A 12,702-nucleotide genomic window follows, 5' to 3' on the forward strand; every position below is an offset into this window, starting at 1 on the left:
GATGAAAAAAGAGAGAAAACCTAAAATTGTCATCATGGGAGGAGGAACTGGACTCTCTGTTTTATTAAGAGGATTAAAGCAATATCCTGTTGATATTACAGCAGTTGTTACAATCGCTGATGATGGTGGCAGTTCAGGTAGATTACGTGATGAGCTAGAAATTCCACCCCCAGGTGACATTCGTAACGTACTTGTTGCACTGTCGGATGTAGAGCCCCTGGTGGAAGCTTTATTTCAGCATCGTTTCACAACGGGAGACGGACTGAAAGGTCATGCGTTAGGAAATCTGTTATTGGCAGGTATGACCTCGATTACAGGAGACTTTTTCCATGCAATTACAGAAACGAGTAAAGTATTAAATGTCAGAGGACGTGTATTACCAGCAGCGAATCAAAGTGCAGTACTGCATGCGGAACTAGAGGATGGAGAAATTGTAACAGGTGAATCAAAGATTCCGTATTTCGGAAAGAAGATTAACCGTGTCTTTTTAACTCCAGAAGATGTAGAGCCGTTACATGAAACGTTAGCTGAGATTAAACGAGCTGATTTACTTGTTTTCGGTCCAGGAAGTTTGTATACGAGTATATTGCCGAATTTAGTTGTTAATAAAATTGGGGACGCCGTTCTTGCTGCAAAAGCAAAGAAGGTATATGTATGTAATGTTATGACACAAGCGGGTGAAACGATGGGGTATACTGCGTTTGATCATGTGCAGGCGTTACATGATCATTTAGGGCAACCATTTATCGATACTGCAATTGTAAATAATCGTGATATTCCTTGTGAATTACGCAAGTTATACGAGGAAGAAATGTCGACACCAGTTGTAGTGGATGAAGAGCGTTTTATTGAAAATAATATTGATGTCATTCAAGATAGATTAGCGAAGTATGATGAGCGTGTTGTAAGGCATGATACGTTAAAGTTAGCTTCTATTTTATATTCACTGTTATAAATGTGCGTTACCTCGTTTTGAGGTAACGCTCCTCATTCATATAGGACAAGATTTTTGTTCCATAATAATCGTATAAGGAGGTGTTGACTGTGTCATTTGCATCGGAAACAAAGAAAGAGTTGACGAATCTTGAGGTGAAGGAATGCTGTGAGAAAGTAGAATTATCAGCATTACTTCGAATGAACGGGTCGCTTTCTTTTTCAAATCGTCGTCTATCTATCGATATTCAAACGGAAAATGCGGCAATTGCAAGAAGGATTTATACGCTTTTGAAAAAAGGATATGACGTAACGGTAGAATTACTTGTTCGTAAAAAAATGCGATTGAAGAAAAATAATGTATATATTGTGCGGCTTGTTGAGAAGTCTCGTGAAATATTAGCAGATCTCCATATTGTCCGGGACGACTTTTCATTTATTCGAAATATATCACAAGAATTAATTGAGAAGAAATGTTGTAAACGATCGTATTTACGAGGTGCATTTTTAGCAGGTGGTTCAGTAAATAACCCAGAAACATCATCTTATCATTTAGAGATCTTTTCGTTATATAAGGAACATAATGATGCTATATGTGAACTGATGAACGGATTTGATTTAAATAGTAAGACGTTGGAAAGAAGAAAAGGGTACATTACGTATTTGAAAGAAGCAGAAAAAATTACGGAATTTTTAAATATTATAGGTGCTCATAACGCACTTTTAAGATTTGAAGATATTCGAATTGTTCGTGATATGCGTAATTCAGTGAATCGACTAGTGAACTGTGAAACAGCTAATTTAAATAAAACAATTGGTGCAGCGCTAAGGCAGATTGAAAATATCCGCTATATTGATGAGTCAGTTGGTCTAGATATTTTGCCAGATAAACTAAGAGAAATTGCGCAACTACGAAGAGATTATCAAGATGTAACATTGAAAGAGTTAGGTGAGATGGTATCCGGGGGGAAAATTAGTAAATCGGGTATTAATCATCGTTTGCGTAAAATCGATGATATTGCAGAGAAATTACGCGCGGGGGAAACGATAGCAAAAAAATAAGAGGTTAAAGGGGAAATGGAGCTGTGGTTCAAAAACAGGTTAAAGTTTCATTAAAAAACGGCTTGCAAGCACGTCCGGCTGCGTTGTTTGTACAAGAGGCAAATCGCTTTCATGCAGATATCTTTATTGAGAAAGATGGAAAGACAGTAAATGCAAAGAGCATAATGGGGATTATGAGCTTAGCAATCGGAACTGGTAGCATGATAACAATTACAACAGAAGGTTCAGATGCAGAAGAGGCTTTAGAAGCATTAGCTGCATATGTACAATAAAATGGCTATCGCGCATGTGCGATAGCTTTTTTGTTTTTGCTGTTTACTTAAGGGGAGTTTGCGGGATAGGGGGTATGTAGCTGGTTTGTCCTTGTCGTAGATTGTCGGTAAATCGATATGTTGTGTCGAACCGTTGATATAATTTGAGTTTTGTTCGATATAATTGACAAATCGTTGATATATTTAGGGGGATACCAGGATGGGTATACAGACGGAGGACATGATAATAAAAAAGCGCCCTGTAATAGGGCGCTTCTGCTTTTAAGTGTATCCAGCTCCGGCGGCTAGAATCTCCGGTCGCTTCGCCCCTTCATTCGAGGCAAAAAGCGCCTCGGATGAAGGGGTTCCAACTTCCTCCTGTTCTAAACGAGCCGCTTCCGCTTTAAATCTATTAACGATTTGTAAAGATCTTATCAATTAAGCCGTATTCTAAAGCTCTTTCTGCTGTCATGAAGTTGTCGCGGTCTGTGTCGCGTTGTAGTACTTCAAGTGGTTGACCTGTGCGGTCAGCAAGAATTTGGTTTAATTTTTCACGTAAGAATAGGATACGTTTTGCAGCGATTTCGATTTCAGTCGCTTGACCTTGTGCTCCGCCAAGTGGTTGGTGAATCATTACTTCACTGTTAGGAAGAGCGAAACGTTTTCCTTTTTCACCTGCTGCAAGTAAGAATGCACCCATAGATGCAGCCATACCGATACAGATTGTTGATACTTGTGGTTTAATAAACTGCATTGTATCGTAAATTGCCATACCTGCTGTGATAGAACCACCAGGGCTATTGATGTAGATGTGAATATCTTTTTCTGGATCTTGAGATTCCAAGAATAAAAGCTGGGAAACAATTGAGTTAGCTACGTTGTCATCAATTGCACTACCAAGCATAATGATGCGGTCTTTTAATAGTCGAGAGTAAATATCGTAAGCGCGTTCTCCACGATTTGTTTGTTCAATTACTGTAGGAATTAAATTCATCTGTTATTTCCTCCTTCTAAAGCTTTCTTAGTCTTATAATACAATTATGGTCAATAAAGGTCAAACGAAACCACTTTAAATCAAAAAAATATGTAGTTGTACCATGAAATATTCGCTATGTTTTTGAAATTCCCTGCTTATGTATCTTCAACATCATAACCGAATTACATAAATTTAAACGTCATGAAAACTGTAGAAAAAAAGAAAAGAACGCCTTTTGATTGAAGCGTTCTTTCGATATTTATTCTTTTAAAAGATAGGTTACTCTATTTAAAATCTTTTCGATTTGTTTCGCGTTTTTACTATACATTTCGCTTGCTGATTTCGATTTTGTTTCTAAAGAAAATAGCTCAAGATCAGCATGACATTTTTTTAAAGATGCCAATAATAAAGGTTTGTTTTGAGGAGAAGGCATTTGGAGTTTGTCATTATAAATGTCGATAGTAAGTTGCCCGTACGAGTCAACTTGACCGAGAAAAACATTTTCAATGACAACGCCGAGCTTTTCTAATTCTGAATGTAGCCAAGCGCGGTTATGCCCGCTTGATGACAGAGGTTCATCTAGTACATTTCCATCCATAATAACAGTTTGTGGTTCCTTCTCGTTTGGTACTTTTAAACCTACGTCTTTTGCTGTAAGTGGTTGGCGATCTTTCTTTAATAATACATTTAATTCACCGCTCGGTTCTAGTACAGCAAATTCAACATCCGCTACGCTGAATGCATTTTTTCCTCGGAGTAGTTCAAGTAATTCGTCACTTGTATATTTTTCTTTCTTTAAGTTATCTTCAAGTATTTTTCCATCTTTTATTAATACGGTAGACTTCCCTTCAAAAAAATCTCGAGCTGTTTTGTTCTTTAAAGAGAGGATTCCTGTGAAAAAGGGTACCGCAGCAAAAATGAGTATCGCAAAGACGCCATGGAAAAACTTTTGATCGAGCCCTGTAGATACTTGGGCAGCGATGTCACCAATCGTCATTCCAGCTATGTATTCAAAAAAGGAAAGTTGGGAGATTTGTCTTTTCCCTAACCATTTTGTAATAGCGAATAACATGATTAATATAAAAACAGAACGGAGAATGACAAGTGTCCATTCAGGTAGGTGAGACATAGCGATTTCCTCCAGTCTGCTTAAAACCCTTTATATTGAGGTTCTTCACGTTCTAATACTGAAACTCTATCCTTAACATCAGCGATGACGCTGTCCATTTCTAACATACATTCATGAAATACGCGTTTTGATTCTTCATCCTGTGAATTTAATGAAAGGGAACTTAAACTTGCTTGAGCACCCCTTAAACTAGCAAGACAAGTTTTTACGCTAGCGATAACAGTCATGCAAACACCTCTTATCCTTTCGGTTTAAATAGTAATGCTCCAATGAAGCCGAAAATAATCGCTGCGGATACACCTGCGCTCGTTACTTTAAACATACCAGTAATTACGCCGACGATTCCATGTTTTGCAGCTTCTTCCATCGCGCCGTGAACGAGGGCATTTCCAAAACTTGTAATAGGTACAGTTGCCCCAGCTCCGGCGAAATCAATTAGTGGTTCATACAAATTGAATCCGTCTAATATAGCTCCAGCAACAACGAGTGTTGCCATTGTATGAGCTGGTGTTAGTTTGCCGACATCAAACATAAGTTGTCCAATTACACATATAAGTCCACCGATTACAAAAGCCCAGAAGAAAATCATTGCGTTGCACCTCCAAATTCAATCGAAACGGCGTGGGCGATACACGGAATCGTTTCTTCTTGTTGGAATGTAAGTGGAGATAGTAAAGCGCCTGTCGCAACGACAAGTATTTTTTTGAATTCTCCTCTTTTCATTCGGTTTAATAAGTGACCGTATACGACTGTCGCTGAACAGCCTGGACCACTTCCGCCGGCTATTACAGGTTGACCTTCTCTATAAATGAGTAGTCCGCAGTCTTGAAATTGTTCACTCGTTACTTCTGTTCCATGTTTATGTAGTAAGTCATAAGCAATTTCGCGTCCAACATGTCCGAGGTCGCCTGTTACGATTAAATCATAGTGAGATGCATCAAGATTTCTTTCTCTTAAATGAGCTTCAATTGTATCGACAGCAGCAGGGGCCATTGCACCTCCCATATTAAATGGATCAGTTAATCCCATATCAACAATGCGCCCAATTGTGGCGGAAGTTACTCTTGGGCCATGTCCTGTATCGCTTAAAATAGCTGCGCCCGCACCAGTTACTGTCCACTGGGCCGTAGGAGGTTTTTGACCACCATATTCAGTTGGATAACGAAATTGTTTTTCCACGGCAGCGTTATGGCTTGAAGCTCCAGTTAATAAATATTTTGCGCCTTTTGCATTTACGATACTTGCACCGAGCGCTAAACCTTCCATAGAAGTAGAGCAAGCGCCAAATAATCCGAGATAAGGTGTGCCAAGTGTGCGGCATGCAAAGCTAGTAGGCGTAATTTGGTTAATTAAATCTCCAGCGAGAACGAATTGAATATCATCTTTCCTAAGTCTCGCTTTTTCTGTAGCACGGCTACAAGCTTCTTCAAACAAAATTTTATGTGCTTTTTCGTAGGAATCTTGTCCGAGCCATAAATCTTCATGAAGGGTATCGAAGTCTTCAGGGATTTTTCCCTTTGCCTCAAAGGGGCCACCGATTACACCTGTTGAAATAATAACTGGTTTGTTTTCGAATACCCATGTTCGGTGTCCTTGTAACATTTATAACCCTCCCCATTGAACGAGAATCGTTTTAATAAGTGCGATGACGAAAGCGGAAAATACGCCAAATAAGATGACTGATCCTGCTAGTTTAAACATGTTACCACCAACGCCGAGAACGAATCCTTCTGTACGGTGTTCAATACATGCGGCAATAACAGAATTACCAAATCCAGTGACGGGAACTGCGGTACCAGCACCAGCAAATTGTCCAAGGCGATCGTATACGCCAAATCCCGTAAGTAGCATGGAGATAAAAATAAGAGTTGCAACGGTAGGGTTCCCGGCAGAGCGCTCAGTGAAATCAAAATACGTAATATAAAAGGTAGAAATCAGTTGGCCTATTAGACAAATGAATCCGCCGACGAAAAAAGCTTTTATACAATTTTTTAAAACGGGGCGCTTCGGTTCGCGCTGTTGTTCGAATTTTTTATATTCTTGTTGTACAGGTGTTAAGTTTTTATCTTTACTAGACATTTGAATCCTTCCTTTTCTATTAGAAAGCTTAAATATTAGATCCCATTTCTGATTGAATGAGCTTCAATTGTTTTTTGATGCCGTCGTTACTTACTTTCTTTTTCTTAATTTTGTTTTCAAGTTCTTCTATGAGCATAAAGATCTTTTTGTCTGTACTTACATGAATATCAAAAGTAGGATTTTCATCACTTAGTTTCTTTTTTAATTTACTTCGTAAAGGTTTTAAACCAAATCTTTCGTGATGTTCAGGTTTGATGGCTATGTAAAGATCTAAATTTGTATTAACTGCGGTAGCTTCTATAATTCCCTCCATAGCAAGAGCTCTTTTCTTAGCGTCTTGCGATATAGATTGATTAAAGGATTCTGTACTCATTTTTGTTAATTTAGGACCTTTTTTCTCATCTGTTCGCTTCGCTTCTTCTTTCTTTACCTTTTTATCTAACGGGCTATTATCACATCCGGTAAGTGAACCGAATAGCAGCATAAATAACGCGGTTATGATTCCGAGTTTTCGCATTATAATCATTCCATTTCTATCTGCATTATGTAATGTGAGAAAAAGGATGATTGCATATCACCCTTTTTCTCAAATTGTGTACCATTAGATGAAATGGTACTTTCGGTTATTGCTGTGAATATTGTGGTTCTTCTTGTTGGACTTCTTCAACGCGTGGGTTTAAAGAATCAATAATAGTTTGCGTTTGCTCTGCAGCTGTTTGGAAAAGTTGCTTTGCTTGTTGATTATCCGTATCAAGAGCGAATCCCTCTAAGCTAGCTTGTGCACTTTTTAATCCAGAAACAGTTTGCTTTAGTTTTGTAATTACAGTCATTGAATGAAGCCCCCTTTGGAATATCAATTCAAAGTTTATAATTTGTGAGTTGAGGTGAATTTATGATTGGAAAATTTAGGTGTATTACACGTGTAGATTACAATTTTGTAATGAATACGTAAGGGTAAGCGATAGTGGAAAAACTTTTTCTCATAGAATAAAGAATGTAAAGCAAGTTAAAAGGATATGTTAAGGAGAGGAAAATGGGTTTAATTGGAAATTTTTATATTAGTTATTGGTGTGGCAAGCTTTTCTCATAATGAGGTGATTGATAGATATAATCCGCTTGTGAAAGAAGACTTTGTATATGTAAAAGCGAAAGAATCCGGCCGATTATCCACAGTTGGAGAGGTAGCTGGAGACTATAAATTTACTGGTTAATTCGCTTCTGGTGAAGAAAGAGATGTTAAGTTTTATGCGCCGCGTGGACTTAGAGAAGGGGCATATGTAAAGGTTAAAACAAAAGGTGAATATATTGAAACATACTAAGAAGTACAGCCAAATGAAATTCCAAAAGGGATTAAAAAGAAACTAGATAAATAAGATGGTTAAGAATTGCCTCCTAAATGTAGAAATTAGGGGGCGTTTTTATGCAGGAAAAAGCGTACGTACAATGTGTTATCAAAGAGTTTTTATTGATTTAAATGGTTTTTATTGCTATTATTATGAAGAGAAAATGAAGTATATTTTATAATCATGCGCCCATAGCTCAGTCGGATAGAGCGGTGGTTTCCGGTACCACGTCTGCCGGGGGTTCGAATCCCTCTGGGCGCGTTAAAAATCCCTAACTTACATCGTTGTAAGTTAGGGATTTTTTTATTCATAATTGTATTGTTTGTCCCGTGAATACCAGATTGGTAAGGGTTATGAATCAGTGGATGCCGTTGAACCAGATTGCGCTTTATTCATTTTAAATAATGATAAATTCATTATATATTGCAAAGTAAAGGCTGCAAGTATAATGAAGATCGGGAAGAAGAAATAGCGATAACGAATTTGAACTTCAGTCACTAAGTAAATGAGAAAAGCACCGATAATCAGAATTTGAAAATACTTCATGTTTAAATTTTTAAATGGAGAACTGAAAAGAAAAATAAAGACAGAACCCATGCTCAGCAACATAATCGATACATAGTGTATAAAGTCTAGTTTTATAAATGAAACATCGTTAATAGTATTTCTGGCGATATCATTTATAGGGATATATGCATAAGAATCTGTTGGACTACCCCACATAATAATATTTTTTTTGTTCATAAGAGGGATAAGGTCGGTTAAATTTTCGGTTCTTTCTTTAATTAATTGTTTTTGAATTCGATTATGTTCCTCTATATCAAAATCGACAATACTTTGTCTTAATTTAGCGAAGTCCTCTAAGGAATATTGGCCGTTAGATTCTTTATTCAAGCCTATAACAAATTTCCAGCCAGAATCCGCATTGGTTATTGGGTTATGTGAAATATTAAGCATTACAGGAATATAGGCTAAAGTATATAAGATAACTAAGTATGTAGAAATAAATGTTATAGAAGAAATGAAATTCCTTTTTAAAATATTGCTGTGAAAGAATAAAAGGAAAAGCCCGGCAGCTATTAAAAATAGGATCCCAATAGGATAAATAATATTTCCTAAAGCGAATAGCAGACCACCAAAAACCATATTTATGTAATTTTTATTTTCATCGCGTGCTAATAGGTGATAAGTTCCCCAAGAAAACAACATCATAGAAAGATGCTGATTTGTGAGCACAGGGACTAGTAAAAATAAGTTAATAGATGTTACGTATAAAATGAAACCAAATCGCCCGAAGGTTTCATTGTTTAATCGGTGTTTAGCTATGTAAAAAATAGCTAAACCTGTTAGCAATGTATACACAATATTCAAGAACTGTAAGGCAAAGTAACTATGTGAGGTTAATGTAAGAACAAGTGCCTCGTAAATTGTAAAGCCCAACTGAGTAGTATTCCAAAAGAAGTACTGATTATCCTTAATGGCTTTCATGTTGCCAGCGGCTAATTCTTTAGCTCCATCCAACATGTACTGAAAATCAGAAATTGGAGACGAAGGGACTAATTTAATAATTATGATAGATATCAGTAGATAAACGATGCTTATCGTATAGACGTATTTTTTTGTGCTTATATTTCTTGTTAAGAAAACGAGGGCATATATGAAAATGATGAAAGCACATATCCCAAAGATGATAAAAGGACTAAATGCCAAATCTTGTTGTTGAAAGATACTCCAACACATGATTAGCAGAATGATACATGATGCCAGGTTAACTCCTAATGAAGGTATACTTCGAAGTATTTTTTGCATGATTCATCTCCCGTTCTAATTGTTGTATATAATGGAAAATTTTACGTTATAAATTTAGTTCTTTCAATATTTATAGTTAAAGATTTGTTGTTTTCTATGAAATTTTATTGTTTTATACACGAGAAGATAGAGTTGTATTCTATCTTCTTTTTTATTTCCCTATTGTTATATCTAGTGATAAGATTTACTATTAGTATGTGGTTCTAATTTTTGTGCACTATTATTTTCTTTCAATATTATTCAAATTTCGGTTGTAAGTTGTAAATCTCATTAATACATATAAATTAATAATATTTTGGAATGGGTGTCTGCGATAGGATTCTCCTTTTACCAAACTTATTGTACAATAGAAACAAGGGGGAGATTAGTTTGAAGGCAAGTCTTTTACAAGAACAAAGCTTACGTTTGGCAATGACACAAGAGTTAAGGCAAGCGATTACAATGCTTCAGTATAATGTACAAGAATTATCGGAGTTTTTGTATGAGCAATCGTTAGAGAATCCCCTTATTGAGTTAGGTGGTTTTGAGAGGGAGAAGAAGAAGAGCTCTAACAAAAGTAAAAGTACCAGCAAACAAGTCGATAATCAGATGGAAATCTACAGTGTGGATTCCATGACGATTCAGCAACATTTATTAAATCAAATACAGTATTATAAAATAGAAGAAGAAGAGCGAAAAGTAGCTTCTTTCATTATTATGAACATGGATGGAAATGGGTATTTACAAGAAACGAATGAAGAGTTAGCAGATCTCCTTTCTGCACCGCTTCATGTAGTCGATCGCTCTGTAGAGATTGTCCAATCACTTGAGCCAGCAGGGGTAGGAGCACGTAATATTCAGGAATGTCTAATTTTACAATTGAAGCGCTTACAAAGAAGGGATGGATTAGCGGAAGATATTGTAGAGGAGCACTTTGCTTATTTCGTGAAGAAGGATTGGCGAAAGCTCGTTCATGTGCTGAAGTGTAGTAATGAAGAATTACAATCGGCGGTGAACTGTATTACATCATTGCAGCCGAAACCAGGCCTTGCGTATTCTTCGGATAAACCACTGTATATTGTGCCTGATATGGCAGTGAAAAAAGAAGGCGATCGCCTCGTTTTACAGATGAATGAGAGAAATATGCCGAGAATTGAAATTCACTCTGAGTACAGTGCACTTCTTAATAATAGTGAAAGTGAAGTAGCATCTTACGTTTCAGAAAAGTATCAGCATGTGCAATGGATTATGCGCAGTTTGAAACAGAGAAAACAAACACTTCTGCAAGTGATGACGATTATTATGGAAAAACAACGTGATTTCTTTTGGGAAGGTCCAGCGTATTTGAAGCCACTCGCTTTAAAAGAGGTGGCGGAAGAGCTAAGTGTGCATGAGTCTACGATTAGTCGTGCAACAAGAAATAAGTATGTGCAAACACCACACGGTTTATTTGAGATGAAATCGTTCTTTAGTAATGCAGTTTCGACGACAGAGGATGAGGCAGTTTCAACGAAGCGAGTGAAACAGTTTATTCAAACGCTTGTGGAAGCAGAGAACAAGAAAAAGCCACTCTCAGATCAAAAGATTTCAAAATTATTAGAAGAAGAGCATGAAATTGTTATTTCTCGAAGAACAGTGGCGAAGTATAGAGAACAAATGCATATCCCAGCTTCATCATTACGAAAAACGATCGGATAGGTGAAGAAGATGAAAGTTGTATTATATACAAAAGTAGATTGTGGTCTTTGCGTGCAGGCGAAACAAGTTTTACAAGAAGTACAATGTGAATATTCTTTTCAAATCGAGGAAATAGATATATATGAAGATAATGACCTTTTAGAAAAATATCATTTAATGATTCCGGTTGTAGAAATAGGCGGAAAACAAGTAGAATATGGTAACATTCACAAAGGTGTCATAATAAACTATATAAAGAATGCAGTTAAGAGTTGAATAAGTTTCTATCTCCTGTTACAATAATACACGTAGCAGGGATTATTTTTTTAACCTATGTGGGACACAAAATGTCACTACGGGACGTAAAGTGACCACAAAGGAAAAATGAACCAATGTAGTGAGGAGAAAAGATATGCGCTCATGGATTCAGAACACAAAAAAATTATTACCTGATCTGCTACCTGTTATGCAAACGAGAATGCAAATTCTTCAATACATTAGGCTCATGCAGCCGATTGGAAGAAGAAACTTATCAGCAAGTCTCGGTATGACAGAACGAGTATTGCGAAGTGAAGTTCAAGTTTTGAAAGAACAAAACTTAGTTCACGTCGCTTCTTCTGGAATGACTTTGACAGAAGAAGGAACAGCTTTAGTTCTTGCTTTGGAAGACTTTATGAAAGAAATTTCCGGGTTAAAGGTTTTAGAAAAGCAACTTAAGGAAACATTAGACTTGGATGAAGTTTTCGTTGTCCCTGGTGATAGTGATGAATCGCCGTGGGTCAAACTGGAGATGGGCCGTGCTTGTGTGACTTGTATAAAAGACCGTCTGACAGCGAATAATATCGTTGCTGTGGCTGGAGGAACTACGCTAGCTGCTGCTGCGGACATGATGCAACTTGATTGCAAAGATTTACATATGCTATTTGTCCCAGCACGTGGTGGAATTGGAGAAGGTGTTGAATTAGAAGCCAATACCATTTGTGCCAAGATGGCGCAAAATACGATGAGTAATTATCGCTTATTGTATGTTCCAGACCATGTTAGTAGCGAAGCATATGCGTCTATTGTGACAGAGCCCTCCGTGAAAGAAGTTCTTGAGTTGATTCGATCTTCCAATATCGTCATTCATGGAATCGGTGATGCGTTAACAATGGCACGTCGCAGAAGTACTTCGGAAGCAGATTGGTTAAAGATTCAAGCAAACGAAGCAGTTGGCGAAGCTTTCGGTTACTACTTTAATGAACAAGGAAATGTTGTTCATAAAGTAAGAACAGTTGGTATGCAACTTGAAGATTTACAAAATGTATCTCACGTTGTTGCAGTCGCTGGAGGTTCTTCAAAGGCAAAGGCAATACAGGCTGTAATAAAGCAAGGGCACACTTCAATTCTAATTACAGATGAAGGTGCAGCAAAACAATTAACAAAGGGTATTACCCTTTAATATAATCCCCCAAGGAGGAAATT

15 protein-coding genes, 1 tRNA gene and 2 pseudogenes are annotated in these 12,702 nt (G+C 37.1%); 9 read left to right on the forward strand and 9 right to left on the reverse strand.

All coding sequences use genetic code 11. From position 1 onward, the window contains the following. Position 1: 1 nt before the first annotated feature. From ACS2MN_RS20305 to ACS2MN_RS20315, 3 genes are all read left to right on the forward strand, one after another. A complete protein-coding gene (locus ACS2MN_RS20305; protein WP_000712173.1) occupies positions 2 to 955 on the forward strand; it encodes a gluconeogenesis factor YvcK family protein in 954 nt (317 codons plus the stop codon). An 89-nt stretch (positions 956 to 1,044) separates the two neighbouring features. Continuing rightward, complete coding sequence (gene whiA / locus ACS2MN_RS20310) at positions 1,045 to 1,995, forward strand: DNA-binding protein WhiA (protein WP_000006570.1); 951 nt, start codon at positions 1,045 to 1,047, stop codon at positions 1,993 to 1,995. A gap of 23 nt (positions 1,996 to 2,018) precedes the next feature. Beyond that, positions 2,019 to 2,267 (forward strand): HPr family phosphocarrier protein, encoded by a 249-nt coding sequence (locus tag ACS2MN_RS20315; RefSeq protein WP_000250298.1) that lies wholly within the window; start codon positions 2,019 to 2,021, stop codon positions 2,265 to 2,267. A gap of 391 nt (positions 2,268 to 2,658) precedes the next feature. On the opposite strand, the gene clpP is transcribed toward ACS2MN_RS20315, so the two are convergent. From clpP to ACS2MN_RS20355, 8 genes are all read right to left on the reverse strand, one after another. Beyond that, positions 2,659 to 3,240: an ATP-dependent Clp endopeptidase proteolytic subunit ClpP gene (gene clpP, locus ACS2MN_RS20320; protein WP_001049156.1), complete on the reverse strand. Its 582-nt coding sequence runs from the start codon at positions 3,238 to 3,240 to the stop codon at positions 2,659 to 2,661. A gap of 241 nt (positions 3,241 to 3,481) precedes the next feature. Beyond that, positions 3,482 to 4,351: a DUF421 domain-containing protein gene (locus tag ACS2MN_RS20325; RefSeq protein WP_000018941.1), complete on the reverse strand. Its 870-nt coding sequence runs from the start codon at positions 4,349 to 4,351 to the stop codon at positions 3,482 to 3,484. Between the two features lie 20 nt (positions 4,352 to 4,371). Next, entirely contained in the window at positions 4,372 to 4,578 is a 207-nt protein-coding gene (locus tag ACS2MN_RS20330; protein WP_000215895.1) for a DUF1657 domain-containing protein, read from the reverse strand. 11 nt (positions 4,579 to 4,589) lie between these two features. After that, positions 4,590 to 4,940: a stage V sporulation protein AE gene (gene spoVAE, locus ACS2MN_RS20335; protein WP_000575919.1), complete on the reverse strand. Its 351-nt coding sequence runs from the start codon at positions 4,938 to 4,940 to the stop codon at positions 4,590 to 4,592. Continuing rightward, on the reverse strand, positions 4,937 to 5,953 hold the full coding sequence (gene spoVAD, locus ACS2MN_RS20340) for a stage V sporulation protein AD (protein ID WP_000938947.1): 1,017 nt from the start codon (positions 5,951 to 5,953) through the stop codon (positions 4,937 to 4,939). Before spoVAD ends, spoVAE begins: the two co-directional genes overlap by 4 nt. Further along, positions 5,954 to 6,430 carry a stage V sporulation protein AC gene (gene spoVAC / locus ACS2MN_RS20345; RefSeq protein WP_000095411.1) on the reverse strand — a complete coding sequence of 159 codons (477 nt, stop codon included), beginning with the start codon at positions 6,428 to 6,430 and terminating at the stop codon, positions 5,954 to 5,956. Positions 6,431 to 6,458: 28 nt separating this feature from the next. Then, on the reverse strand, positions 6,459 to 6,947 hold the full coding sequence (locus tag ACS2MN_RS20350) for a YhcN/YlaJ family sporulation lipoprotein (protein WP_001228529.1): 489 nt from the start codon (positions 6,945 to 6,947) through the stop codon (positions 6,459 to 6,461). Positions 6,948 to 7,053: 106 nt separating this feature from the next. After that, positions 7,054 to 7,260 (reverse strand): DUF1657 domain-containing protein, encoded by a 207-nt coding sequence (locus tag ACS2MN_RS20355; protein WP_000216160.1) that lies wholly within the window; start codon positions 7,258 to 7,260, stop codon positions 7,054 to 7,056. Positions 7,261 to 7,463: 203 nt separating this feature from the next. On the opposite strand from ACS2MN_RS20355, the pseudogene ACS2MN_RS20360 reads away from it, so the two are divergent. The 3 genes and pseudogenes from ACS2MN_RS20360 (at position 7,464) to ACS2MN_RS20370 (ending at position 8,034) form a co-directional block, all read left to right on the forward strand. Next, positions 7,464 to 7,641: pseudogene (locus ACS2MN_RS20360) on the forward strand (ABC transporter ATP-binding protein). Between the two features lie 51 nt (positions 7,642 to 7,692). Next, positions 7,693 to 7,749: pseudogene (locus ACS2MN_RS20365) on the forward strand (YxeA family protein); the annotation flags it as partial. Between the two features lie 209 nt (positions 7,750 to 7,958). Further along, positions 7,959 to 8,034: transfer RNA gene (locus tag ACS2MN_RS20370), tRNA-Arg, on the forward strand. 90 nt (positions 8,035 to 8,124) lie between these two features. On the opposite strand, the gene ACS2MN_RS20375 is transcribed toward ACS2MN_RS20370, so the two are convergent. Then, the gene (locus ACS2MN_RS20375; protein ID WP_001169543.1) at positions 8,125 to 9,582 is read right to left on the reverse strand and encodes a glycosyltransferase family 39 protein; all 1,458 of its coding nucleotides are present in this window, start codon (positions 9,580 to 9,582) and stop codon (positions 8,125 to 8,127) included. Positions 9,583 to 9,951: 369 nt separating this feature from the next. Here ACS2MN_RS20375 and rpoN point away from each other — a divergent pair, with 369 nt between their 5' ends. From rpoN to cggR, 3 genes are all read left to right on the forward strand, one after another. Then, a complete protein-coding gene (rpoN, locus tag ACS2MN_RS20380) occupies positions 9,952 to 11,259 on the forward strand; it encodes an RNA polymerase factor sigma-54 (RefSeq protein WP_000647943.1) in 1,308 nt (435 codons plus the stop codon). Between the two features lie 9 nt (positions 11,260 to 11,268). Next, positions 11,269 to 11,514: a glutaredoxin family protein gene (locus ACS2MN_RS20385; protein ID WP_000869744.1), complete on the forward strand. Its 246-nt coding sequence runs from the start codon at positions 11,269 to 11,271 to the stop codon at positions 11,512 to 11,514. A 136-nt stretch (positions 11,515 to 11,650) separates the two neighbouring features. Further along, entirely contained in the window at positions 11,651 to 12,679 is a 1,029-nt protein-coding gene (cggR, locus tag ACS2MN_RS20390) for a gapA transcriptional regulator CggR (RefSeq protein WP_001258184.1), read from the forward strand. Positions 12,680 to 12,702 lie beyond the last annotated feature (23 nt).

The sequence above is a fragment of the Bacillus cereus group sp. BceL062 genome, from assembly GCF_051780025.1.
GTDB classification, from domain to species: domain Bacteria; phylum Bacillota; class Bacilli; order Bacillales; family Bacillaceae_G; genus Bacillus_A; species Bacillus_A toyonensis.

Excerpts from the sequence above, each read along its gene's own strand:
- ACS2MN_RS20325 (WP_000018941.1), bottom strand. The coding sequence starts at position 4,351 with ATGTCTCACCTACCTGAATGGACACTTGTCATTCTCCGTTCTGTTTTT.
- spoVAD (WP_000938947.1), bottom strand. The coding sequence starts at position 5,953 with ATGTTACAAGGACACCGAACATGGGTATTCGAAAACAAACCAGTTATT.
- ACS2MN_RS20355 (WP_000216160.1), bottom strand. The coding sequence starts at position 7,260 with ATGACTGTAATTACAAAACTAAAGCAAACTGTTTCTGGATTAAAAAGT.
- clpP (WP_001049156.1), bottom strand. The coding sequence starts at position 3,240 with ATGAATTTAATTCCTACAGTAATTGAACAAACAAATCGTGGAGAACGC.
- spoVAC (WP_000095411.1), bottom strand. The coding sequence starts at position 6,430 with ATGTCTAGTAAAGATAAAAACTTAACACCTGTACAACAAGAATATAAA.
- cggR (WP_001258184.1), top strand. The coding sequence starts at position 11,651 with ATGCGCTCATGGATTCAGAACACAAAAAAATTATTACCTGATCTGCTA.
- spoVAE (WP_000575919.1), bottom strand. The coding sequence starts at position 4,940 with ATGATTTTCTTCTGGGCTTTTGTAATCGGTGGACTTATATGTGTAATT.
- ACS2MN_RS20305 (WP_000712173.1), top strand. The coding sequence starts at position 2 with ATGAAAAAAGAGAGAAAACCTAAAATTGTCATCATGGGAGGAGGAACT.
- ACS2MN_RS20385 (WP_000869744.1), top strand. The coding sequence starts at position 11,269 with ATGAAAGTTGTATTATATACAAAAGTAGATTGTGGTCTTTGCGTGCAG.
- ACS2MN_RS20350 (WP_001228529.1), bottom strand. The coding sequence starts at position 6,947 with ATGCGAAAACTCGGAATCATAACCGCGTTATTTATGCTGCTATTCGGT.
- ACS2MN_RS20375 (WP_001169543.1), bottom strand. The coding sequence starts at position 9,582 with ATGCAAAAAATACTTCGAAGTATACCTTCATTAGGAGTTAACCTGGCA.
- ACS2MN_RS20330 (WP_000215895.1), bottom strand. The coding sequence starts at position 4,578 with ATGACTGTTATCGCTAGCGTAAAAACTTGTCTTGCTAGTTTAAGGGGT.